The organism is Sagittula sp. MA-2 (assembly GCF_030126985.1).
In the GTDB taxonomy this organism is placed as follows: domain Bacteria; phylum Pseudomonadota; class Alphaproteobacteria; order Rhodobacterales; family Rhodobacteraceae; genus Sagittula.
This window is the reverse complement of the sequence record NZ_CP126145.1, coordinates 4,051,220-4,072,982: the sequence shown is the minus strand read 5'-3', so window position 1 is coordinate 4,072,982 and position 21,763 is coordinate 4,051,220. Positions and strand designations below refer to the sequence as shown.

The window sequence follows — 21,763 nt, the reverse complement described above, 5'->3', positions numbered from 1 at the left end:
TTCCGGGGCTTAACCGGACATTGACTCAGGCCGCCCCTGCACCTAATCCCTAGCGCGACACTGATGGAACCGACCCGAGCATGAGCGCGCCCGATCCAAAGCGGCAGCTGAACGACCTGGATGCGAAGCTGGCGGCCTTCAAGGCCGGGCGGAAGCTCGAGAAGAAACATCAGGAAGAACACTACAGCCAGGCCAACATCGCCTGGCGGATGGTGACGGAAATGGTGGCGGGACTCGGGATCGGGTTCGGCCTTGGCTACGGGTTGGACATGGTGCTGGGCACCGCGCCTTTCCTGATGGTCATCTTCGCCCTCCTGGGCATCGTCGCGGGCATCAAGGTGATGCTGAGGACGGCGGCCGAGGTGCAGGCGACACAGATGGCGGTCACGCCGGGACACAACGGGGCGGACGCGCCCGAAGCAGACAAGGGCGCCCGGTCGGGTGCGAACGAGGGGAACAGAGATGGCAGCTGAAACGCAAGGTGCAGAACAGGCAGCCGAGGCAGCCCACGGCGCAGCCGAGGGCAGCAGCCTCGTCTTCCACCCGATGGACCAGTTCATCGTGAAGCCGCTGTTCGGCCATGGCGATGTCGGCATGTTCACCATCACCAACGTGACGCTCTGGCTGTTCCTGTCGATCGTCGCCATCGTGCTGCTGATGGTCGTGGGCACCTCGCGCCGGGCCATCGTGCCGTCGCGCTCCCAGTCGGTCGCCGAACTGGCCTACGGCTTCGTCTACAAGATGGTCGAGGACGTGACCGGCAAGGACGGCCTGAAGTACTTCCCCTACATCATGACACTGTTCCTGTTCATCGTCTTCGCCAACTTCCTCGGGCTGATCCCGATGTCGTTCACCACCACGTCGCACTTTGCCGTGACGGTGGTCTTGGCGCTGGCGGTGTTCCTGACCGTGACGATCCTCGGCTTCATCAAGAACGGCGTGGGCTTCCTGTCGCTGTTCTGGGTTTCGGCCGCGCCGCTGGCGCTGCGCCCGGTGCTGGCGCTGATCGAGCTGATCTCGTACTTCGTGCGCCCGGTCAGCCACTCCATCCGTCTTGCAGGCAACCTGATGGCGGGCCACGCCGTGATCAAGGTCTTCGCGGGCTTTGCGGCCATTGCCGCCGTCTCGCCGATCTCGGTCCTGGCGATCACCGCGATGTACGGTCTGGAAATCCTCGTGGCCTTCATCCAGGCCTACGTCTTCACGATCCTGACGTGCGTGTACCTCAAGGACGCGCTGCATCCGCATCACTGACGGCTGGGCGCCCCGGCGCCCGCCCCCGACACACCCGAACATACAACTTCCAATCGTAAGGAGATAGGACATGGAAGGTCTTCAGTTCATCGGCGCAGGTCTCGCAGCTATCGGTTCCGGCGCAGCCGCAATCGGTGTGGGCAACGTGGCAGGCAACTTCCTGGCAGGCGCCCTGCGCAACCCGTCGGCAGCTGCTTCGCAGACCGCCACCCTCTTCATCGGCATCGCATTCGCGGAAGCGCTGGGCATCTTCGCCTTCCTCGTTTCGCTGCTGCTGATGTTCGCCGTCTGATCCACGGAACTTAACGATCCTTACGCGCGGGCGGTTCGCCGTTTGACGGACCGCCCGATGTAGAGACAAGTTCCGACGGAGAACGACATGGCGACAGAACCCATCACGGAAGAGCTTGCGGGCGCCTGCGTCGACGCAAACGGCAGCGCGATCGGCATGCCGCAGCTGTGCGGCGAGTGGATCGGCAACCAGGTCTTCTGGCTCATCATCACGCTGGTGGTGATCTATTTCATCCTGGCGCGTGTCGCCCTGCCGCGGATCGCGTCCGTCCTGGCCGAACGCCAGGGCACCATTACCAACGACATCGCCGCTGCCGAGGACCTCAAGTCCAAGGCCGAGGAGGCCGAGAAGGCCTACGAGAAGGCGCTGGCGGATGCCCGGGCCGAGGCCCAGACCATCGCGCAGAAGACGCGCGACGAGATCAAGGAAGAGCTCGACGTTTCCATTGCGAAGGCCGACGCGGAGATCGCCGCGAAAGCCGCAGAGTCGGAGAAGGCGATTGCCGAGATCCGCGCCAGCGCAATGCAGCACGTCGAGGTCGTCGCAAAGGACACCGCGCAGGCCATCGTGGCGGCGTTGGGCATGTCCGCTGACGAAAGCCGCATCGCGGCCGCCGTCGACAATCAGCTGAAGGGGTAAGGGACATGAAAAAGATCGTTCTTCCCCTCGCCCTGCTGGCCGCGGCCCCGGCGCATGCCGCAACGGGTCCGTTCTTCTCGCTGCACAACACGAACTTCATCGTGCTGCTGGCGTTCCTGCTGTTCCTTGTGGTGCTCGTGTACTTCAACGTGCCGAACATGCTGGGCAAGTTGCTGGACAAGCGGGCAGAGGACATCCAGTCCGAGCTGGACGAGGCGCGGCGCATCCGCGAGGAGGCGCAGACCCTTCTGGCCAGCTACGAGCGCAAGCAGCGCGACGTGCAGGACCAGGCCGACCGGATCGTGGCACACGCCCGCCAGGAGGCCGAGCTGGCCGCCGAGGAGGCGAAAGCCAAGATCGCCGAGTCGATCAAGCGCCGCCTGGCCGCCGCCGAATCGCAGATCGCGTCGGCAGAGGCTGCTGCGGTGAAGGAAGTGCGCGACACGGCGGCCACCGTGGCCATCGCAGCCGCGCGCGAAGTGGTGGCAGAGCAGACGGATGCGGCGAAAGCCAAGCAGATGATCGACTCCTCCATCACGGAAGTCGGTGCCAAGCTGCACTGAGCCTTCGCAAGGTTTAAGGCAAGGACCCGGCCATGGTGCCGGGTCTTTCCGTTCGTGGGGCGGCGTTGCGCCCGCCCTGCCTTGTGGCCCGCGCGCCGCGGCCTGCTTTCGCCGTGCACGGGTTCATCTTTCCTTGACGGTCTCTACAAGATACTGTTGGGGATACCAAACCACAGGCAAACATGTGGTAAGATTTTGGGGGTTCGGGCGTGGCACACATCATCGTGGTCGGGAACGAAAAAGGCGGTGCGGGGAAATCCACCGTCTCGATGCATCTGGCGACGGCGCTCGCGCGCCTCGGCCACCGGGTAGAGACGCTTGACCTCGACCTGCGGCAGCGCAGTCTGGGCCGCTACCTCGACAACCGGACGGCCTTTCTGCAGAAGTCGGACCTGACGCTGCCCTCTCCGGGGCACACGCAACTGCCCGACGCGGACAAGGACGGGCTGACGGTCAACGAGGCGGCGAACGAGGAAAAGCTGAGCGAGGCGGTGGCCGGGCTGGATGCGGCGTGCGACTTCATCGTCATCGACTGCCCCGGTTCGCACACCCGGCTGGCGCAGGTCGCGCATTCGCTGGCGGATACGCTGGTGACCCCGCTGAACGACAGTTTCATCGACTTCGACCTGCTGGCGCGGATCGACGCGGACGGCGACAAGATCCTCGGCCCCTCGGTCTATTCGGAGATGGTCTGGTCGGCGCGGCAGGTGCGCGCGCAGGCCGGTCTGCCGCCGATCGACTGGGTGGTGCTGCGCAACCGGCTGGGCGCGCAGCAGATGGTCAACAAGATGAAGATCGAGCGCGCGCTGGAGCGGCTGTCGAAGCGGATCGGTTTCCGCGTGGCGCCGGGCTTTTCCGAACGCGTGGTGTTCCGCGAACTCTTTCCGCGCGGGCTGACGCTGCTGGATCTGAAGGACGTGGGCGTCAAGCAGCTCAACATCTCGAACGTGGCGGCGCGGCAAGAGCTGCGGGAACTGATCAAGGCGCTGAAGCTGCCCGGGGTCGACGTCACGTTCTGAGGTTCGGCGGTTCCGGTACGGACGGCAAAGCCGGGGCGCATGGCCCCGGCTTCATCGTTTCCGGCAGGTGGGTCACTCGGCCGGGACGGCGGCGATCTGCGTCCGGGCGAAGTGCTGGCGGTTCAGGCGCAGGACCAGTGCGATGGCGACCACCTGGAAGGCGATGGCGATGGCGGTCAGGCTCCAGTACCCGGTGCCGAACTTGTCGATCACCTGCGCGGCCACCAGCCCCTTGTTGATGAAGAAGTGCATCATCACCGAGAAGGCCACGAAGGGGCAGACCAGCGCGTAGGACCCGGGCGAGGTCTTTGGCCCCGTCACGAAGTCGGAGAAGTAGCCCTGCGCCTTCAGGACAACCGCGCCGAGGCCGAGGAAGGCCACCTGGATGGCGAGCAGCCGGGCGAGGAAGACCATGGTTTCACCGGCGGTGGTGTGGCCCTCGAAGGTGGTGTGCAGCCCGTGGTCCTGACGGACGAACATGATGCCCAGCACCGTGACGATGGGCACGACGATCATCAGCGTCGGGCCGGCCTCGCGCGCCGTGCCGTGCTGCAGCATGGAGGCGAAGGCGGTCGTGGCGGCAAGCACCGTGTAGAGGATCGCGATGGTGCCGAGCAGGGTGGAGATCACCAGCGCGGTGCCGACGGTCAGGGCGTTCGTGCTCATCGCGGCGGGGGCAGAGAAGCCCACGGCGATCATGGCGAGCGCGAAGGCCGGGGTGAGCTGCGCAAAGGAGTTGTGCGCGGTCACGTCGAAGACGCCGCCCTTCGACAGCACGCGGCCGAGGAAGTCGCCGATCAGCCGGAAGGCCATGACGGCGATCAGGCCGAAGGCGACCATGGCGAGCGGGAAGAGGTATTCCACCACGCCCCAGAGGCCGGGCACGAAGACGAGGCCGAGGATGAAGCCGACGTTCACCGTCATCGCTAGCGCGAGCGGCATGGCGAGCAGCGTGGTCTCGGCGTTCGAGGCCTTGAGGCTGGCGTAGCCCTCTGTCCGCTTGAAGGCGCTGTAGGCGGAGAGGTTCCAGATCAGCGAGCGGATGTTGAGGAACGCGAAGAACGCGATCCCGGCCAGCGCCACGGCGATCCCGGTCTGCATCCACGGGCTGCCGGTGGACCATGCGGCCATGATGTCTTCGAAGATCGGGACGGGCTGGCCCTTGTGGGGCACCCAGAACATCAGGAACATGAAGAAGGTGACAGCGATCCCGCCCGCGCCAAGCGACGCGAGGAAGTAGACGGGCGAGTAGCTGTCGGCGGGACGATGAGTCTGTGCCATGTCGGCCTCCGTGACTAAACAAATTCCGATATTGGAATGTAATATACATTCTGAACTTGGAATGTAAAGCATGAAAGCGCGGATTGTCCGGACGGGTTAACCTAACGGTAAGGAAGGTGAGCGATACTGTATCCATGCGGACGTTACCCGTGGTTTCTCTCATCCTCGGCCTCGCTGCGTGTGACGCGGCGGGGCCGGGGTTCTCCGGGGCGGAGAAGGCGATCCGGGAACAGGACGGCGCGCGTTTCACGCTCCGGCGGCGCGGCGATCTGGTGGAGGCGATTCGCACCAATCCCGAGGTTCTTCCCCGATTCCAGGCCGTGGCGCCCAAGGCGGGCATCGCCGCGCAGCTTTGGACGGGTTGCCGGGCCGAGTGGGTGATGGGCGATCCGGCGATGATGGTCGTGGGCATGGCCTGCCCCGGGCGTACCCCGCCGAAGCTGCCGAAACGCCGCCACACCATGTATTGCGAGCTGTTCACGGGCATCGGAAACAGCTTTGAAATGGAGTGCCACAAGACCTGACGTAACGTGCTATATCTTGTGGAAAGTTGATCGCAGCCCCGCCATATCGGGCGCCTCCAGATTGACTCTCGGGGGTGGGGACAGGCAGACTGCACGTCTCAGGAGGACCTGCCCGTGCACTTTTCCCGTCTGCGACTCACCGGCTTCAAGAGCTTCGTCGATCCGACCGACCTCATCATCTCGTCCGGGCTGACGGGTGTCGTGGGGCCGAACGGCTGTGGCAAGTCGAACCTGCTGGAGGCGCTGCGCTGGGTGATGGGCGAGACGCGCGCCAAGGCGATGCGCGGCGGCGGCATGGAAGACGTGATCTTTGCCGGGGCCTCGTCCCGGCCTGCCCGCAACTTTGCCGAGGTGGCGCTGACCATCGACAACGGCGACCGGCTGGCGCCCGCCGGGTTCAACGACACCGACCAGCTTGAGGTGGTGCGGCGGATCACGCGCGACGTGGGGTCGGCCTACAAGGTCAATGGCAAGGACACCCGGGCGCGCGACGTGCAGATGCTGTTCGCCGATGCCGCGACCGGGGCGACCTCTCCGGCGCTGGTGCGGCAGGGGCAGATCTCGGAACTGATCAACGCGCGGCCCGCGAACCGGCGGAAGGTGCTGGAGGACGCGGCGGGGATCGGCGGCCTCTACCAGCGGCGCCACGAGGCGGAGCTGAAGCTGAAGAGCACGGAGGCCAACCTGCTGCGCGTCGACGACGTGGTGGAGCAGCTGGCCGGGCAACTGGCGCAGCTTGCGCGGCAGGCCAAGCAGGCGGCGCGCTACCGGGCCATCGGCGAGGAACTGCGCCAGACCGAGGGGATGCTGCTGTATCGCCGCTGGAAAGAAGCGGACCTGACCCGCGCGCAGGCGGAAGAGGCGCTGCGCGCCATGGTCGCCGCGGCCCTTGCCGCAGAGCGCGAGGCGCGCGAGGCGGAGGCCCGGCGCGGGACCGCAGAAGAGGCCCTGCCGCCGCTGCGCGAGGAGGACGCCATCGCCTCTGCCATCCTGCAGCGGTTGCTGGTGCAGCGCGATTCGCTGTCCGACCAGGAGCGGCAGGCGGCGGAGCGGATCGAGACGCTGAAGAAGCGGATTGCCCAGCTCGATCAGGACATGGCCCGCGAGGAGACTCTGAACCGCGATGCCGGCGAGACAATCGAACGGCTGGAGTGGGAAGCGCGCGAGCTGGAAAAGGCCGGAGAGGGCCACGACGAAAAGCTGGCGGAGGCGCAGGCGGCGGCGCACGAGGCATCCGACGTGTTGCAGGCGCGCGAGGCCGACCTGTCGCAGATGACGGAGGACGTGGCCCGTCTGGCGGCGCGGCACCAGTCGGCGCAGCGCTACCTTGCCGATTGCCAGCGCACCGTGGCGCGCGGCGAGGCGGAGGCGGAGAAGGCCCATGCCTCCGTCGCGGAGGCGAAGGGGCGGCTGGCATCGGCCCGCGAGGCGGCGGAGAATGCGCGCGGCCGCCAGATGGATGCGACCGCCATGGCGGAGCGGGCCGAGACCCTGCTGACCGATTCGGAGACCGCGCGGGCGGAGTGCCAGTCGCGCGAGGCGGAGGCCCGCGGCGAACGGTCCGAGGCGGAGGGCGTGATGAACGCGCTGCGCGCCGAGGTGACGGCGCTGGCGCGCCTGCTGGAGCGGGACACGGCGGAGGGCGGCCAGATCCTCGACCGGCTGCAGGTCCAGCAGGGCTTCGAGAAGGCCCTGGGCGCGGCGCTGGCCGACGACCTGCGTGCTCCGGAAGTGGGAGAGGACGGGCCGTCGGGCTGGCTGGTGCTGCCCGCCTACGACGTGACGCAGCCCCTGCCGCCGGGCGTGACCTCTCTGGCGCAGCACGTGTCGGTGCCGGACGTGCTGGAACGGCGGCTGTCGCAGATCGGCCTGGTGGAGGCCGAGGACGGCGCGCGGTTGCAGCAGCTTCTGAAGCCGGGGCAGCGGCTGGTGTCGGTCGAAGGCGACCTCTGGCGCTGGGACGGCTTCCGCGCCTGGGCGGAGGATCAGCCCTCTGCCGCGGCGCTGCGGCTGGAACAGCTGAACCGGCTGGAGGCGCTGAAGCAGGAGATGGCGGAAGCCTCGGCGCATCTGGACGGATGCCGGGCGGCGCATGACGCGCTGGTGGCGCGGCTGGCGGAACTGACCCGCGCCGACAAGGAGGCCCGCGTGGCCCGGCGCGAGGCCGACCAGCAGGTGACGGAGGCGACCCGCGCCCTGTCCCGCGCGGAGGCCGAGCGCGACATGGCCGAGGGCAAGCTGGAAAGCGCCGCGCTGGCGGTGAAGCGGTTCGAGGACGAGGCGGGCGCGGCCCGGGCGCAACTGAAGGAAGCGGAGCGCGCGCTGGAGGGGCTCGACGATCTCGACGAGGTGCGCGGACAGGCCGAGGACGTCAAGATGACGGTGGAGGCGGCGCGGATGACGATGATGGCCCGCCGGTCCGCCGCAGACGAGCTGCGCCGCGAGGGCGAGGCCCGCAAGGGGCGCGCACAACGGGTGACGCAGGAACTGTCGGGCTGGCGGCACCGACTGGAGACCGCCACGGTCCGCGCCCGCGAACTGGCGGAGCGGCGCGACGAGACCGAGCAGGAGCTGTACGAGGCCGCCGAGGTGCCGGAGGCGCTGTCGGTGCAGCGCGAGGAACTGTCCGAAGGGATCGCCGCCGCCGAGGAGCGGCGCGGCCTGGCGCAGGACCGGCTGGCCGATGCGGAGACCCTGCTGCGCGACGCGGTGACGGCGGAACGCGAGGCGGAGCGCCGCGCCGGCGAGGCCCGTGAGGCCCGCGCCGGGGGCGAGGCCCGTGCGGAAGCGGCGCGCGAGGGCGTGCAGGCCGCGGCCCTGCGCATCGAGGAGGTCATGGAAACCACGCCGCAGGCCCTGCTGGAGGCGCTGGACGCCGACCCGGACGAGATGCCCGACGCGGAGAAGATCGAGATCGAGGTGGCGCGGCTGAAGCGCGCGCGCGACGCGCTTGGCGCGGTCAATCTGCGCGCCGAGGAGGACGCCCGCGAGGTCGAGGCGGAGCACGACGGCCTGGTGAAGGAGAAGTCCGACCTGGAGGAGGCGGTGAAGACGCTGCGCACCGGCATCGCCTCGCTGAACCGCGAAGGGCGCGAGCGGCTGCTGACGGCCTTCGAACAGGTGAACTCCAACTTCTCGATGCTGTTCAAGCACCTGTTCGGCGGCGGCGAGGCGAACCTTGTCATGGTGGAATCGGACGATCCGCTGGAAGCGGGGCTGGAGATCATGTGCCAGCCGCCGGGCAAGAAGCTTTCGACGCTGTCGCTGATGTCCGGGGGCGAGCAGACGCTGACCTGCCTCGCGCTGATCTTTGCGGTGTTCCTGGCCAACCCCTCGCCGATCTGCGTGCTGGACGAGGTGGACGCGCCGCTGGACGACGCCAACGTCACGCGGTTCTGCGACATGCTGGACGAGATGTGCCGCCGCACCGACACGCGGTTCCTGATCATCACCCACCACGCGGTGACGATGGCGCGCATGGACCGGCTGTTCGGCGTGACCATGCAGGAACAGGGTGTGTCGCAGCTTGTCTCCGTCGATCTGAAGCGGGCGGAGAAGCTGGTGGCATGAGGGGTCTCACCCGGCGTGCGCCGGGCGATCCGCCGGGGCTCTGCCCCGGACCCCGAGGTATTTTTGCCAAGATGAAGGGGGCGGCATGAGGATCTTTGCGTGGGTCGCGATGGTGATGGTCGCCTTTGCGGCCAATTCCGTGCTGAACCGTGCTGCCGTCGGGGCCGGGCTGATCGAACCGGTGGCCTTCGGGGTGATCCGCCTGTGGGCCGGGGCCGCGATGCTGGCGGTGCTGGCCTTCGCGCTGCGCGGCGGGCTGCGGCTGGGCGGCGCGGGCCGTGTCGCGGGGGTGCTGGGGCTCCTGGCTTATATCTTCGGGTTTTCATGGGCTTACGTCGACCTGCCGTCTGGTTTGGGGGCGCTGATCCTGTTCGGCATGGTGCAGGTGACGATGTTCGCGGGCAGCCTTCTGGGCGGGGAGCGGCCGCCGCTTCTGCGCTGGGTCGGGGCGGGGCTGGCGTTTGCCGGGCTCATGTGGCTGGCCTGGCCGTCGGGGGGCGCGTCCGGCGGGCTTTGGGCGGTCATGAGCATGGTCGCCGCGGGCGTGGGCTGGGGCGTCTATTCGCTGGCCGGGCGGAAGGCTGCGGATGCGCTTGGGTCCACGGCGGCGAATTTCGTGATCGCGGCGCCGCTGGCGCTGTTGCCCATGGGGGTCGATCCGGGTCCGATGACCGGAGGCGGGATCGCGCTGGCGGTGCTGTCGGGGGCGGTGACGTCGGGCGTGGGCTACGCGCTCTGGTACGCGGTCTTGCCGCGGCTCGACGGGGCGGTGGCGGCGGTGGCGCAGCTGACGGTGCCGATGATCGCGGCGCTGGGGGGCGTGCTGCTGCTGGGCGAGCCGCTGACGGCGACGTTCCTCATGGCCTCGGCGGTGATCCTGGGCGGCGTCGCGCTGTCGGTCCTTGGGCCGCGCTATTTCGCGAGGAGTTCCAGCGGATCGTAGGTCAGCCCCTCCTGCCAGGGCAGGGTGCGGAGGCTGTCGGGCTTCATGTGCAAGTCAGCGAGTTCGGCGCGCGTGAAGAAGCGCCGGGTGTGGACGATGCCCTCGGGGTCCTGCCAGTCGTCGGTGATCTGTCCCGCGGTCACGGTGCAGCGGAAGAAGACCTCCACCTGGTGAAAGCCGGTGTCGGGGTCGTGGTATTCGTTCACCAGGCAGGGGTCGCCCACGTCGACGGTCAGGCCGGTTTCCTCGTGCACCTCGCGGGCGAGGTTGTCGGGCAGGGAGGCGCCGCATTCCGCGCCGCCGCCCGGCGCGCACCAGAGCGTCGAGGTGCGGCCCGGCCAGGCGTTCACCAGGAGCAAGCGGTCGTCGTGCATGATGATGGCGCGGCAGGCGAGGCGAGGCGAGGTCATGGTGCCTTTTCTATGCGCCCTCTCCCGGCTATGCCAGCGCCATGAGCCTCGAGATGACATGGACGGGCGCGCGCGTGATGACGCCCGCCGGATGGGACAGCGGCGCCGTTTCGATGGCAGGCGGCGTGATCGCCGACGTGCCGGTCGGGCGGCGCGTGGACCTGTCGGGGTACGACGTGCTGCCGGGGATCGTGGACGCCCATGGCGACGGGTTCGAGCGGCACATGGCGCCGCGGCGCGGGGCTCTGCGGGAACGGGACGCGGGCATGGTGGCCGTGGCGGCAGAGCTTGCGGCCTGCGGGGTCACCACGGCGATGCTGGCGCAGTTCTGGTCCTGGGAGGGCGGGATGCGCGGGCCGGAGTTCGCGGAGGAAGTCTTTGCCTCCGTGGCGGCGGTGGCGGGGACGGTGCCGGTGGACCTGCGGCTGCAGTTGCGGCTGGAGACGCATTACCTGGACAGCTTCGCGCGGGCGGAGGCGGCGGTGGACCGCTGGGGCATCGGCTATGTTGTGATGAACGACCACCTGCCGCACGACCGGCTGGCGGAGGGGCGCAAGCCGCCGCGGCTGACCGGGCAGGCGCTGAAGTCGGGCCGCAATCCGGAGGCGCATTTCGCACTGATGATGGGCCTGCACGCGGCGGCGGCGGAGGTGCCTGCGGCCATGGACGGCGTGTGCGCGCGGCTGGCGGCGCGGGGCGTGGCGATGGGCAGCCACGACGACCGGACGGCGGCGCAGCGGGCCGGGTGGCGGGCGCGGGGCGTCCGGATCTCGGAATTCCCGGAGACGCTGGAGGCGGCACAGGCGGCGCGCGACGGCGGCGACAAGGTGGTGCTGGGCGCGCCGAACGTGGTGCGGGGCGCCTCGCACGCGGGCAATGTCGCGGCGCAGGAGGTGATCGCCGAAGGGCTGTGCGACGCGCTCGCATCCGACTATCACTACCCCTCGCCCGCGCGGGCGGCCTGGCGCTGTGTCGAGCTGGGGCTTCTGGACGAGGCGGCGGCGTGGCGGCTGGTCTCCGACGGGCCTGCGCGGTTGCTGGGGCTGGAGGACCGGGGGGCGATCCTGCCGGGCAAGCGGGCCGACCTGCTGGTCATGGAGCGCGAGAGCCGGCGAATCGTGGCGACCGTGGCGGGTGGACAGGTGGCCTGGATGAGCGGTCCGGTGGCGGCGCGGTTCATGGCCGGGTGAGTCCCGCGGCGGTCCGGTTGTAGCCCGGTTTCGGCTGCCACATTTTCGCCACAATCTGCCTTATTCCGGACACAATGGCCTCAATAGTTGGGGTTGTGCGGACAACCCCCAAGATGTTGGTAACACCTGCCCGGAAAATGTGATGCAAATCAATGCACTGCAGGCTTTTCCACAAGCCCTTTCCGTGTTAGCAATTGTTTAACCATGGTGCCCGCAGAATGGTACCAGGACAAACCCCACCGAAACATCGGGGGGAAAGAGGCAGAAAGGCGGAACAGGTGACGGGACGTCGCAGGAAGTGGGGCCGGACAGGCCTCCGTTTACTCACATTCGTTTGGCTGGTGGCTCTGCTGCCGATGGCAGTGAAAGCCGCGCCCTACGCAGCCATGGTCATGGACGCGCGCACCGGCAAGGTGCTGCACGCACAGAACGCGGACACCCGGCTTCACCCGGCGTCGCTGACCAAGATGATGACACTCTATATTGCCTTCGAGGCGGTGCAGAACGGCGAGCTGACGATGGACACGCTCGTCACCGTTTCGAAGAACGCGGCGGCGGAACCGCCGTCGAAGCTTGGCCTGCGCGAGGGGCAGAAGATCAAGTTGCGCTACCTGGTGCGTGCGGCGGCGGTGAAATCGGCCAACGACGCGGCCACCGCGATCGGCGAGGCGGTGGAAGGGTCGGAGGCGGCCTTTGCCCGCCGGATGAACCGCACTGCGCAGGCGATGGGCATGACGCGGACCACGTTCAAGAACGCCCACGGGCTGACGGCGGAGGGGCACCTGTCCACCGCGCGTGACATGTCCATCCTCGGGCGGCACGTGATCTACGACTACCCGGAGTACTACAACCTGTTCTCGCGCGTGACGGCGGATGCGGGCGTGCGCACCGTGTCGCACACCAACCGCCGCCTGCTGCAGAGCTACAAGGGCGCGGACGGCATCAAGACCGGCTACACGCGTGCGGCGGGCTTCAACCTTGTCGCATCGGCCGAGCGCGGGCAGGAGCGGGTGATCGCCACGGTGTTCGGCGGCCAGTCGACCGCGTCGCGCAACGCCAAGGTGGCGGAGCTGCTGGACCTCGGTTTCCGCGAATCGCCGAGCCGCGTGGCCTTTGCCGCACCGGGCAAGCCGCCCTACCTGGGCCGTGGCGCGGGGACTGCGGGCATCGTGGTCGCCAACACCTCCGATCCGGCACCGGGCACGCGGGCGAAGTCGATCCGCGTGGCCAGCGCAGCCGTTTCGCGCAGCCTGCGTCCGCTGGCGCGGGCGGGATCTGTGGCCCCGGCCGTGCCCGCGGGCGAGGTCGCGCCGCTGGTTGCGCAGCTCGAGGACGAGATCGAGACGGTGCTGAAGGAAGTGCAGGCCACGTCATCCGCCGCCGCCGCGGCGCCGGTCGGGTCCGCCGTGGTCGCGGCCTCGGCCGTGGCGCCGTCGGCTTCGGCCAAGCCGATCCGCAGGCCGCAGGGCGTGACTCTGGCCAGCGCCGCGCTGCGCGACACGCCGACGCCCGCGCGTGAGGCGGAGGTCGTCACGCGGCTGTCCACCAACGACGCGCGGCACTGGGGCATCAACGTCGGCCGCTTCCCGAGCCGCTACGCCGCCGAGAAGATCCTGCTGAAGACCGCCCTTGCGGAGACCGCGACGCTGGACGGATCGCTGCGCAAGGTGGTGCAGGGCAACCGCGGGTTCGACGCGAACTTCATGGGGCTGACGCGGGACACCGCCGAACTGGCCTGCAAGCGGCTGCAGGCGCGGCAGGTGAACTGCTTCATGATCGGGCCGAGCTGAGCTTTCGGGTGGGGCGGTGGACGCCCTGCCCTCCGCTGACATGCCATACTGGGCCGGCTTCGTGCCGGCCCTTTTCCTTTGCGGGACAGGGGAGGGGCTCCGCCCCTCGGCCTGCGGCCTCACCCCGAGGTATTGCTGGCCAAGATGAAGGAGGAGGGCGTTTGGGTGGCGCCGGGGGCGCGGCAGGTGTGGGCTCGCCCACCTGCGGCTGGGGCCAGTTCAAGGGGGCTGGCGGCTTGAGCACATGAAAAACCCCCGAAGGCGGGTGCCCCGGGGGTCGATCGTTTGTTCAGTGCCGAAGAACGGCTGAGCCTCAGAGGAGACCTTCGCGCTGGGCCTTTTTACGAGCCAGCTTGCGGGCGCGGCGGATAGCCTCGGCCTTTTCACGGGCCTTCTTCTCGGACGGCTTCTCGAAATGCTGCTTGAGCTTCATTTCGCGGAACACGCCTTCGCGCTGCAGCTTTTTCTTCAGGGCGCGGAGCGCCTGATCGACATTGTTGTCACGAACACTGACCTGCATGTGGTTTTCACCACCTTTCTAAGTCTGGAGTTGCAAGGAAGTTTTGCAGGAAGTGGCCCTATAGCAAGGGGCGGCCTATTTGTCTACCCTGATGCGCGATGCAAGAGGAGAGGTCCCATGCCCGATACCGCTGACCGGCTGCTGGATGCAGCCCTGACCCACGTGCCTTTCGACGGCTGGTCGGAGACCACGTTCCGCGCGGCGGTGCAGGATGCGGAGGTCGACCGCACGGTGGCGCGGGCGCTGTTCCCGCGCGGCGCCGTGGACCTGGCCGCGGCCTATCACCGGCGGGGCGACGCGCTGATGCTGGAGCGGATCGAGGCGGCCGACATGGAAGGCATGCGGTTCCGCGACAAGGTGGCCTTTGCCGTGCGGGCGCGGATCGAGGCGGCGGAGGACCGGGAGGCGGTGCGGCGGGGCACCACGCTCTTTGCGCTGCCGATGTATGCCGCCGAGGGCGCGAAGCTGATCTGGGGCACGGCGGATGCGATCTGGCGGGCGTTGGGCGACACCTCGGAGGACGTGAACTGGTACACCAAGCGGGCGACGCTGTCGGGGGTCTATTCCTCGACCGTGCTGTTCTGGCTGGGCGACGATTCGCCGGGGCACGAGGCGACATGGGCCTTCCTCGACCGGCGCATCGAAGACGTGATGCGGATCGAGAAGATGAAGGCGGGCGTGCGGGACAGCAAGGTGCTGAGCGCGCTGGCTGCCGGTCCGGCGCGGATCCTCGACATGGTGAAGGCACCGAAGCGCGACGATTTGCCGGGGGGCTGGACCCCCCGCGGCTGATGTCGGGGTGTTGCCCGGGGCCGGTGCGCTGATAGCGTTGCCGGACGAGACAACAGGGAGGGCCCCATGGCCGACATGCGCGCGATCGAGATAACCGAGGCCGGGGGGCCGGAGGTGCTGAAGCCCTGCACGCGGCCCGTGCCGGAGCCGAAGGCCGGGCAGGTCGTCCTGAAGGTGGCCTATGCCGGGGTGAACCGCCCCGACGCGCTGCAGCGTGCGGGCAGCTACGCGCCGCCGCCGGGCGCGTCGGACCTGCCGGGGCTTGAGGCCTCGGGCGAGGTGGTGGCCGTCGGGGCGGGCGTGGACTGGCCCGCGGTGGGCGACAAGGTCTGCGCGCTGCTGCCCGGGGGCGGATACGCGGAATACGTGGCGACGCCCGCCGCGCATTGCCTGCCGGTGCCGGAGGGCATGGGCATGAAGGAGGCCGCCTGCCTGCCGGAGACCTTTTACACCGTCTGGTCCAACGTCTTCATGCGCGGCAGCCTGCAGGCGGGGGAGCGGTTCCTGATCCACGGCGGGTCCTCCGGGATCGGCACGACCGCGATTCAGCTGGCAAAGCACTTCGGGGCGCGGGTCTTTGCCACCGCCGGGTCGGCGGAGAAATGCGCCGCCTGCGAGGCGCTGGGGGCAGAGCGGGCGATCAATTACCGCGACGAGGATTTCGTCAAGGTCATGAAGGACGAGGGCGGCGCGAACCTGATCCTCGACATGGTGGGCGGCGACTACATACCGCGCAACGTGAAGACGCTGGCGGAGGACGGGCGGCTGGTGCAGATCGCCTTTCTGCAGGGGCCGCAGGTGGAGCTGAACTTCGCCATGGTCATGGTGAAGCGGCTGACGATCACCGGCAGCACGCTGCGCCCGCAGAGCGACCTGGCCAAGGCGCGCATCGCGGATGAGCTGAAGGCGAAGGTCTGGCCGCTTCTGGATGCGGGCAAGATCGCGCCGGTGATGGATTCGGAGTTCGCCCTGGACGACGCCGCGCAGGCGCATGCGCGGATGGAAAGCTCCGGCCACATCGGGAAGATCGTCCTGAAGGTCGGCTGAGCCGGCGGGTGGGGGGGGGGGCGGGACGTCCCGGCCCCTGCCGCCTTCAGTGGATTGCGCGCCGGTAGAGGTGCCACGTGGCGTGGCCCAGCACCGGCAGCACCACCACGAGGCCGATCAGCATGGGCAGGCTGCCGAGGATCAGCCCGGCGGCGATCACCGCGCCCCATGTCAGGACGACCTTCGGATTCTCGCGCGTGACCTGGATCGAGGTGGAGACCGCCACGGGCAAACCCACGGGGCGGTCGATCAGCAGCGGGAAGGACACCAGCGATATGGCGAGCACGGCAAGCGCGATGGTGAACCCCAGGCCGCAGCCCACGACGATCATCGTCCAGCCCGCGGCCGTGCCGAAGACCTGATCGGCGAAGGCGGAGAGGGAGGCGGGGGCGTCGCCCAGCAGCGCGCTGTGCAGGCCCGCGGCGATCAGCATCCAGCCGATGAACAACGCACAGAGGTAGAGACCCAGCATCACCACCGCGCTGAAACGCGGGCGCTGGACCACCTTCAGCGCGGCGAAGAGGCCGGTGTCCTCGCCACGTTCGCGGCGGCGGCTGATCTCGTAGACGCCGACGGCGGCGACCGGGCCGAGGATGGCGAAGCCGGCCATCAGCGGGAAGATCAGCGGGATCAGGTTGCGGTCGAACCCTATGGCCATCAGCACCAGACCGATCACCGGGTAGATGAGGACGAGGAACATCACGTCGGTCCGGCAGGCCTTGAAATCCGCCCATCCGGCGCGGAGGGCGTCGCCGATGTCCCCCATGTGCAGCCTGCGCGTTCGGGGGGCTGCGAGATGGGCGATGCCGCCCATGCGGCGCGAACTTTCGACCGCGTGGTGCGAGGCGCGTCCGAAGGCGCCGGCGAGCCAGCTTGCGGGATTTCCGATGGTTTGGGTCATGTCGATCTCCTCCCGGCGTGGCGCCCGCCGGTGGAAGAGGTCGATCTTTGCGCCGGCCTCGACCGCGGGCGCTTCCGAACTCAGCGTAACACGGAAGCGGGGCCCGGCATATCACCTCTGTGCGAGAGGCGCGCGGTCAGAGGGGCGTCAATGCCAGTCGAAGAAGCCGTCGCCCGCGCGGGCCAGGAGGTCGTCGGCGAGGGCCCGGCCGAGGGTCGCGCCGTCGGCCGCGGGGCCGCTGATCTCGCCTGCGTGGGAGATCGAGCCGTCCGGTTTCAGGATCTCGCCCCGGAGCCTCAGGTTTTCGCCGTCGAGTTCGGCCAGCCCGGCAATCGGCGTCTCGCACGAACCGTCGAGCTGGGCGAGGAAGGCGCGTTCCGCCGCAAGCCGCAGGCCGGTGTCGTGGTCGTGGATGGCGGCCAGCATCTCTTGCGTGGTGGGGTCGTCGATGCGGCGTTCGATGCCGATGGCGCCTTGGGCTATGGCGGGCAGCATGTCCTCTTCGGCGATGGGGAACATCGGCACGCCGGGGATCTTCATCCGGTTCAGACCGGCGCAGGCGAGGAAGGTGGCCGTGGCCACGCCGTCCGAGAGCTTCTTCAGCCGGGTCTGGAGGTTGCCGCGGAACTCCACCACGCTCAGGTCGGGGCGGCGGTGCAATAGCTGCGCGCGGCGGCGGAGCGAGGAGGAGCCCACAACGGCGCCCATCGGCAGATTGTGGATCGAGCCGTGGTCGTGGCAGATGAAGGCGTCGCGCGGGTCCTCGCGCGGGAGATAGCAGTCGAGGATCAGCCCGTCCGGCTGTTCCGTCGGCATGTCCTTCATCGAGTGCACGGCGATGTCGATGCGGCCCGCGATCAGCGCCTCTTCGATTTCCTTGGTGAAGAGGCCCTTGTTCCCGATCTCCTTCAGCGGCCGGTCCGCGGCGATCATCGCGCGGTCGTCACCGGTCGTCTTGATGATGCAGATCTCGAAGGCTTCCTCGGGCAGCGAGAAGGCGGCCATCAGCCGTTCACGGGTCTCGAAGGCCTGCGCCAGCGCCAGCGGAGAGCCGCGGGTGCCGATCTTGAGCGGGGAGTTGGGCGTGGGCATCGTCATGGCCCAGAGCTTTATGCGGCAGGCTGACCGCTGGCAACCACCCGCGTTTTGCCCTAAGTGCGGCAAAACACCGATGGGAGCCAACATGACCAAGACCCTGCTGCGCGCGCTTGCCGGAGAGACGCTTCCGACCCCGCCGATCTGGATGATGCGGCAGGCGGGACGTTACCTGCCGGAGTACAAGGCCACACGGGCCGAGGCGGGGGACTTCCTGTCGCTGTGTTACAACCCTGACCTGGCCGCCGAGGTGACGCTGCAGCCGATCCGGCGCTACGGTTTCGACGCGGCGATCCTGTTCGCCGACATCCTGCTGCTGCCGCAGGCGCTGGGGGCGGACCTGTGGTTCGTCACGGGCGAGGGGCCGCGGCTGTCGACGATCACCCGGGATGCGGACTTCGACAAGTTGGGCCGTGGCGAGATGATCCACGACACGCTGTCGCCGGTGTACGAGACGGTGAAGATCCTGCGCAGGACCCTGCCCGAGGAAGTCACGCTGATCGGCTTTGCCGGGGCGCCCTGGACGGTCGCGACCTACATGATCGCCGGGCGCGGCACCCCCGATCAGGGCCCGGCGCATGCGCTGAAGGCCGAGAACCGCGCGCTGTTCGAGAAGATCATCGACCGGCTGACCGAGGGCACCATCGACTACCTGACGGAGCAGGTGAAGGCCGGGGCCGAGGTGGTGAAGATCTTCGACAGCTGGGCCGGGTCGCTGCAGGGCGAGGACTTCGACCGCTATGCGCTGGAACCTGCGAAGATCATCACGCAGGAACTGAAGTCGCGCTTTCCCGGTCTGCCGGTCATCGCCTTCCCGCGTCAGGCGGGCGACAGGTACATCGACTTCCACGCCGCAACGGGCGCCGACTGCGTCGCCATCGACGACAGCGTGACGCCGGAGTGGGCGGCAGAGCATGTCCAGCCCCATGGCTGCGTGCAGGGCAACCTGGCCAACACGCATCTCGTCACCGGCGGCGACGCGCTGGTCGAGGAGACGAAGCGCGTGGTGCGGGCATTCTCGAAGGGGCCGCACATCTTCAACCTCGGCCACGGGATCACGCCGGACGCCGATCCGGAGAACGTGCAGATCATGATCGACGCGGTGCGCAGCGCCTGAGCGGGTCCACCGTCAGCGGCGGCCCCAGCGCGACCGGCGGCCGGGCAGTGGCCGGTTGCGCGCCTGTTCGCGCAGGAAGACGAAGATGCCCGCCCCGATGATCAGCGCGCAGCCGATCCAGGTGGCGATTTCCGGCCATTCGCCGAAGATCGTCCAGCCCCAGAAGATCGCCATCGGCAGGCCGATGTATTCGAAGGGCGCGATGATCGCCGCGTCGGCCAGCCGGTAGGCCGAGCTGAGGCAGTATCCCACCACGCCCGAACACAGGCCAAGGCCGATGAACACCGGCCAGTCCTCGGGCGTGGGCCATGTCCATGCGCGCAGGAGGAAGATCAGGCTTTCGTTGCTGACGCCTTCCGCGAACCGCCCGTCGCCCGCGATCAGGAAAAACGCGGTGGAGACCAGCAGGAAGGCGCCCTGCGTGTAGACCGCCATGGCGGAGGCGGCCGTCGTCGCGCCCAGCTTGCGGGTCAGCACCTGCATCAGCGCATAGAACAGCGCGGCTGCCACGGGCAGGAGCATCACGATCCGCGAGACCTGCGCATCGGTGTTCCACGGCTGCTGCATCACCAGCACGCCGAGGAAGCCAACGATCACCGCGCCGAGCCGGAGCGGCCCGACCTTTTCGCCGAGAATCGGGATCGACAGGAGGGTGATGAACAGCGGCGCCACGAAGAAGAGCGCGGTCGCCTGGCCCAGCGGCAGCACGGCCACCGCGGCGTAGAAGGTCATGTTCGCCACGACCACGAGGAAGCCGCGCAGGGCGTGGATGCCCGGCGTCCTGCTGCGGAGGAGCCCGAGCCCGCCTTCCCAGAACAGGAAGCCGAAGGTGAAGCAAAGCCCGATGGCGGAGCGGGTGAAGACCATCTGGTGCAGCGGGTATCCGCCCGACAACCACTTGATGAGCAAGTCATTTACCGAGATCGCCAGCACGCCGAGGCAGATGAGCACTATTCCGAGGGCGGGGTTGTCGAGGCGGTCCTTCATGCCCTGCCCATACGGCAGGGGGCTGCCCCCGTCCTGTCAGAAAGCGACATGAATAGGCAGTATGCGCGTTTGCACAATTGCAATCCGAACCGGCGAGTTTAGGTTCCGCTTGCGTAAACGGAGGGGCTCTGACCATGGCCATGGTAGAAATTGACGGCGTGAAGAAGCGCTACGAGGGCGGGTTCGAGGCCCTGAAAGGGGTCGACCTGACCATCGAGGAAGGCGAGATCCTCGCGCTGCTCGGACCGAACGGGGCAGGCAAGACCACCCTGATCTCGGCCATCTGCGGCATCACCATTCCGACCGAGGGCACGATCCGCATCGGCGGGCACGACGTGGTCACCGAATACCGCGCGGCGCGGAGCCTCGTGGGGCTGGTGCCGCAGGAGATCAACCTCGAACCGTTCGAGAAGGTCATCAACACCGTGCGCTTCTCGCGCGGGTTGTTCGGGCTGAAACACGACGAGGCGCTGCTCGAGGACATCCTCAGGAAGCTGTCGCTCTGGGACAAGCGCGACTCGGCGGTGAAGGAACTGTCGGGCGGCATGAAGCGCCGGGTGCTGATCGCCAAGGCGCTGAGCCACGAACCGCGCGTGCTGTTCCTCGACGAGCCGACCGCCGGTGTCGACGTGGAGCTGCGCCGCGACATGTGGGAGGTGGTGGCCGACCTCAAGCGGCAGGGCGTCACCATCATCCTGACCACCCACTACATCGAGGAGGCGGAGGCCATTGCCGACCGCGTGGGCGTCATCAACAAGGGCCGCATCCTGCTGGTGGAGGACAAGGACGCGCTGATGGTCCGCATGGGCCAGAAGGAGCTGCGCATCGAACTGGGCGAGCCGCTGTTGGCCATTCCCCCGGCGCTGTCGGACTTCGGCCTGACGCTGGCGGAGGACGGCACGTGGCTGGTCTACCAGTACGATTCCAACGCCGAACGGACGGGGATCGGGCGGCTCATGTCTGCCATATCCTCGGAGGGGCTGGTGGTGCGCGACGTGGCGACCGCGCAGAACTCGCTCGAAGACATCTTCGTCGGCCTCGTGCAAGACGAGCAGGAGGACGCGGCATGAACTTCCGCGCAGTCGCATCCATCTACCGGTTCGAGATGGCGCGGTTCTTCCGCACGCTGTTCCAGAGCTTCATCTCTCCGGTCATTTCCACGTCGCTCTACTTCGTGGTGTTCGGCGCGGCCATCGGGTCGCGCATCGACGAGGTGGAGGGTGTGTCCTATGGCGCCTTCATCGTGCCGGGTCTCATCATGCTGTCGGTGATGACGCAGGCGCTGTCGAACGCGTCCTTCGGGATCTACTTCCCGAAGTTCATCGGCACGATCTACGAACTGCTGTCTGCCCCGGTGAACTTCCTCGAGGTGGTGGCGGGCTATGTCGGGGCGGCGGCCACCAAGGCGCTGTTCATCGGCGTGGTGATCCTTGCCACCTCGGCGCTGTTCGTGGACCTGACGATCCTGCACCCCTTCGCGATGCTGATGTTCATGATCCTGACCTGCGTGAGCTTCGCGCTGTTTGGCTTCATCATCGGCATCTGGGCGAAGAACTTCGAACAGCTTCAGCTTGTACCGCTGCTGGTCGTGACGCCGTTGGTGTTCCTTGGCGGGTCTTTCTACTCGATCTCCATGCTGCCGCCGATCTGGCAGAAGATCACGCTGTTCAACCCGGTGGTCTACCTGATCTCGGGCTTCCGGTGGTCGTTCTTCGGCACGGCGGATGTGCCCATCGGCCTGTCGCTGCTGGCGATCGGCGGGTTCCTGTTCCTGTGTCTGGCGGTGATCTGGCTGATCTTCCGGACCGGCTGGCGGATCCGGAACTGAG

At 68.0% G+C, this 21,763-nt stretch carries 22 protein-coding genes; 16 read left to right on the top strand and 6 right to left on the bottom strand.

The annotated features are described in order from the left end of the window. Positions 1–80 precede the first annotated feature (80 nt). The 6 genes from QNI11_RS19840 to QNI11_RS19815 all read left to right on the top strand — a co-directional run bounded on the left by QNI11_RS19840 (position 81) and on the right by QNI11_RS19815 (position 3,767). Complete coding sequence (locus QNI11_RS19840; RefSeq protein ID WP_283981464.1) at positions 81–473, top strand: AtpZ/AtpI family protein; 393 nt, start codon at positions 81–83, stop codon at positions 471–473. Then, entirely contained in the window at positions 463–1,254 is a 792-nt protein-coding gene (locus tag QNI11_RS19835; protein WP_100928414.1) for a F0F1 ATP synthase subunit A, read from the top strand. Before QNI11_RS19840 ends, QNI11_RS19835 begins: the two co-directional genes overlap by 11 nt. Before the next feature lie 70 nt (positions 1,255–1,324). After that, on the top strand, positions 1,325–1,546 hold the full coding sequence (locus tag QNI11_RS19830; protein ID WP_005862946.1) for a F0F1 ATP synthase subunit C: 222 nt from the start codon (positions 1,325–1,327) through the stop codon (positions 1,544–1,546). An 87-nt stretch (positions 1,547–1,633) separates the two neighbouring features. After that, on the top strand, positions 1,634–2,185 hold the full coding sequence (locus QNI11_RS19825) for a F0F1 ATP synthase subunit B' (RefSeq protein ID WP_100928413.1): 552 nt from the start codon (positions 1,634–1,636) through the stop codon (positions 2,183–2,185). Positions 2,186–2,190: 5 nt separating this feature from the next. Beyond that, positions 2,191–2,748: a F0F1 ATP synthase subunit B gene (locus QNI11_RS19820; protein WP_100928412.1), complete on the top strand. Its 558-nt coding sequence runs from the start codon at positions 2,191–2,193 to the stop codon at positions 2,746–2,748. 209 nt (positions 2,749–2,957) lie between these two features. Next, positions 2,958–3,767, top strand: coding sequence for a division plane positioning ATPase MipZ (locus QNI11_RS19815; RefSeq protein ID WP_100928411.1), 810 nt, complete (start codon positions 2,958–2,960; stop codon positions 3,765–3,767). A 72-nt stretch (positions 3,768–3,839) separates the two neighbouring features. On the opposite strand, the gene QNI11_RS19810 is transcribed toward QNI11_RS19815, so the two are convergent. Further along, positions 3,840–5,048, bottom strand: a complete 1,209-nt coding sequence (locus QNI11_RS19810) for a hypothetical protein (protein WP_283981462.1) — start codon at positions 5,046–5,048, stop codon at positions 3,840–3,842. Between the two features lie 149 nt (positions 5,049–5,197). Here QNI11_RS19810 and QNI11_RS19805 point away from each other — a divergent pair, with 149 nt between their 5' ends. From QNI11_RS19805 to QNI11_RS19795, 3 genes are all read left to right on the top strand, one after another. Then, positions 5,198–5,572 (top strand): hypothetical protein, encoded by a 375-nt coding sequence (locus QNI11_RS19805; protein WP_283981461.1) that lies wholly within the window; start codon positions 5,198–5,200, stop codon positions 5,570–5,572. Positions 5,573–5,686: 114 nt separating this feature from the next. Next, on the top strand, positions 5,687–9,142 hold the full coding sequence (gene smc, locus QNI11_RS19800) for a chromosome segregation protein SMC (protein WP_283981460.1): 3,456 nt from the start codon (positions 5,687–5,689) through the stop codon (positions 9,140–9,142). An 85-nt stretch (positions 9,143–9,227) separates the two neighbouring features. Then, the gene (locus QNI11_RS19795; protein WP_283981459.1) at positions 9,228–10,085 is read left to right on the top strand and encodes a DMT family transporter; all 858 of its coding nucleotides are present in this window, start codon (positions 9,228–9,230) and stop codon (positions 10,083–10,085) included. On the opposite strand, the gene QNI11_RS19790 is transcribed toward QNI11_RS19795, so the two are convergent. Then, a complete protein-coding gene (locus QNI11_RS19790) occupies positions 10,055–10,495 on the bottom strand; it encodes an NUDIX hydrolase (RefSeq protein WP_283981458.1) in 441 nt (146 codons plus the stop codon). The genes QNI11_RS19795 and QNI11_RS19790 overlap by 31 nt on opposite strands. A gap of 41 nt (positions 10,496–10,536) precedes the next feature. On the opposite strand from QNI11_RS19790, the gene QNI11_RS19785 reads away from it, so the two are divergent. Further along, the gene (locus QNI11_RS19785; RefSeq protein WP_283981457.1) at positions 10,537–11,685 is read left to right on the top strand and encodes an alpha-D-ribose 1-methylphosphonate 5-triphosphate diphosphatase; all 1,149 of its coding nucleotides are present in this window, start codon (positions 10,537–10,539) and stop codon (positions 11,683–11,685) included. A 356-nt stretch (positions 11,686–12,041) separates the two neighbouring features. Further along, the gene (locus QNI11_RS19780; protein WP_254698390.1) at positions 12,042–13,475 is read left to right on the top strand and encodes a D-alanyl-D-alanine carboxypeptidase family protein; all 1,434 of its coding nucleotides are present in this window, start codon (positions 12,042–12,044) and stop codon (positions 13,473–13,475) included. A 313-nt stretch (positions 13,476–13,788) separates the two neighbouring features. On the opposite strand, the gene rpsU is transcribed toward QNI11_RS19780, so the two are convergent. Further along, positions 13,789–13,995, bottom strand: coding sequence for a 30S ribosomal protein S21 (gene rpsU, locus QNI11_RS19775; RefSeq protein ID WP_005614280.1), 207 nt, complete (start codon positions 13,993–13,995; stop codon positions 13,789–13,791). 117 nt (positions 13,996–14,112) lie between these two features. Here rpsU and QNI11_RS19770 point away from each other — a divergent pair, with 117 nt between their 5' ends. Both QNI11_RS19770 and QNI11_RS19765 read left to right on the top strand, forming a co-directional pair. Then, positions 14,113–14,787, top strand: a complete 675-nt coding sequence (locus QNI11_RS19770) for a COQ9 family protein (RefSeq protein WP_283981456.1) — start codon at positions 14,113–14,115, stop codon at positions 14,785–14,787. Positions 14,788–14,853: 66 nt separating this feature from the next. Further along, positions 14,854–15,834 carry an NAD(P)H-quinone oxidoreductase gene (locus tag QNI11_RS19765; protein WP_283981455.1) on the top strand — a complete coding sequence of 327 codons (981 nt, stop codon included), beginning with the start codon at positions 14,854–14,856 and terminating at the stop codon, positions 15,832–15,834. 46 nt (positions 15,835–15,880) lie between these two features. Here the strand turns inward: QNI11_RS19765 and QNI11_RS19760 are convergent, their stop codons facing one another. Together QNI11_RS19760 and hemC are read right to left on the bottom strand one after the other, a co-directional pair. After that, positions 15,881–16,735, bottom strand: coding sequence for a DUF2189 domain-containing protein (locus QNI11_RS19760; RefSeq protein ID WP_283981454.1), 855 nt, complete (start codon positions 16,733–16,735; stop codon positions 15,881–15,883). A 147-nt stretch (positions 16,736–16,882) separates the two neighbouring features. After that, entirely contained in the window at positions 16,883–17,827 is a 945-nt protein-coding gene (hemC, locus tag QNI11_RS19755) for a hydroxymethylbilane synthase (protein WP_283983535.1), read from the bottom strand. Between the two features lie 91 nt (positions 17,828–17,918). On the opposite strand from hemC, the gene hemE reads away from it, so the two are divergent. Further along, positions 17,919–18,947 carry a uroporphyrinogen decarboxylase gene (gene hemE / locus QNI11_RS19750; RefSeq protein WP_283981453.1) on the top strand — a complete coding sequence of 343 codons (1,029 nt, stop codon included), beginning with the start codon at positions 17,919–17,921 and terminating at the stop codon, positions 18,945–18,947. Between the two features lie 12 nt (positions 18,948–18,959). On the opposite strand, the gene QNI11_RS19745 is transcribed toward hemE, so the two are convergent. Next, positions 18,960–19,934, bottom strand: a complete 975-nt coding sequence (locus tag QNI11_RS19745; RefSeq protein WP_283981452.1) for a DMT family transporter — start codon at positions 19,932–19,934, stop codon at positions 18,960–18,962. Between the two features lie 134 nt (positions 19,935–20,068). Here QNI11_RS19745 and QNI11_RS19740 point away from each other — a divergent pair, with 134 nt between their 5' ends. Then, complete coding sequence (locus QNI11_RS19740; protein ID WP_283981451.1) at positions 20,069–21,004, top strand: ABC transporter ATP-binding protein; 936 nt, start codon at positions 20,069–20,071, stop codon at positions 21,002–21,004. Next, complete coding sequence (locus QNI11_RS19735; protein WP_283981450.1) at positions 21,001–21,762, top strand: ABC transporter permease; 762 nt, start codon at positions 21,001–21,003, stop codon at positions 21,760–21,762. Before QNI11_RS19740 ends, QNI11_RS19735 begins: the two co-directional genes overlap by 4 nt. The last annotated feature ends 1 nt before the right edge of the window (position 21,763 follow it).

Excerpts from the sequence above, each read along its gene's own strand:
- QNI11_RS19840 (WP_283981464.1), top strand. The coding sequence starts at position 81 with ATGAGCGCGCCCGATCCAAAGCGGCAGCTGAACGACCTGGATGCGAAG.
- QNI11_RS19835 (WP_100928414.1), top strand. The coding sequence starts at position 463 with ATGGCAGCTGAAACGCAAGGTGCAGAACAGGCAGCCGAGGCAGCCCAC.
- QNI11_RS19830 (WP_005862946.1), top strand. The coding sequence starts at position 1,325 with ATGGAAGGTCTTCAGTTCATCGGCGCAGGTCTCGCAGCTATCGGTTCC.
- QNI11_RS19825 (WP_100928413.1), top strand. The coding sequence starts at position 1,634 with ATGGCGACAGAACCCATCACGGAAGAGCTTGCGGGCGCCTGCGTCGAC.
- QNI11_RS19820 (WP_100928412.1), top strand. The coding sequence starts at position 2,191 with ATGAAAAAGATCGTTCTTCCCCTCGCCCTGCTGGCCGCGGCCCCGGCG.
- QNI11_RS19810 (WP_283981462.1), bottom strand. The coding sequence starts at position 5,048 with ATGGCACAGACTCATCGTCCCGCCGACAGCTACTCGCCCGTCTACTTC.
- QNI11_RS19795 (WP_283981459.1), top strand. The coding sequence starts at position 9,228 with ATGAGGATCTTTGCGTGGGTCGCGATGGTGATGGTCGCCTTTGCGGCC.
- QNI11_RS19790 (WP_283981458.1), bottom strand. The coding sequence starts at position 10,495 with ATGACCTCGCCTCGCCTCGCCTGCCGCGCCATCATCATGCACGACGAC.
- QNI11_RS19785 (WP_283981457.1), top strand. The coding sequence starts at position 10,537 with ATGAGCCTCGAGATGACATGGACGGGCGCGCGCGTGATGACGCCCGCC.
- QNI11_RS19780 (WP_254698390.1), top strand. The coding sequence starts at position 12,042 with ATGGCAGTGAAAGCCGCGCCCTACGCAGCCATGGTCATGGACGCGCGC.
- rpsU (WP_005614280.1), bottom strand. The coding sequence starts at position 13,995 with ATGCAGGTCAGTGTTCGTGACAACAATGTCGATCAGGCGCTCCGCGCC.
- QNI11_RS19770 (WP_283981456.1), top strand. The coding sequence starts at position 14,113 with ATGCCCGATACCGCTGACCGGCTGCTGGATGCAGCCCTGACCCACGTG.
- QNI11_RS19765 (WP_283981455.1), top strand. The coding sequence starts at position 14,854 with ATGGCCGACATGCGCGCGATCGAGATAACCGAGGCCGGGGGGCCGGAG.
- QNI11_RS19760 (WP_283981454.1), bottom strand. The coding sequence starts at position 16,735 with ATGACCCAAACCATCGGAAATCCCGCAAGCTGGCTCGCCGGCGCCTTC.
- hemC (WP_283983535.1), bottom strand. The coding sequence starts at position 17,827 with ATGCCCACGCCCAACTCCCCGCTCAAGATCGGCACCCGCGGCTCTCCG.
- hemE (WP_283981453.1), top strand. The coding sequence starts at position 17,919 with ATGACCAAGACCCTGCTGCGCGCGCTTGCCGGAGAGACGCTTCCGACC.
- QNI11_RS19745 (WP_283981452.1), bottom strand. The coding sequence starts at position 19,934 with ATGAAGGACCGCCTCGACAACCCCGCCCTCGGAATAGTGCTCATCTGC.
- QNI11_RS19740 (WP_283981451.1), top strand. The coding sequence starts at position 20,069 with ATGGCCATGGTAGAAATTGACGGCGTGAAGAAGCGCTACGAGGGCGGG.
- QNI11_RS19735 (WP_283981450.1), top strand. The coding sequence starts at position 21,001 with ATGAACTTCCGCGCAGTCGCATCCATCTACCGGTTCGAGATGGCGCGG.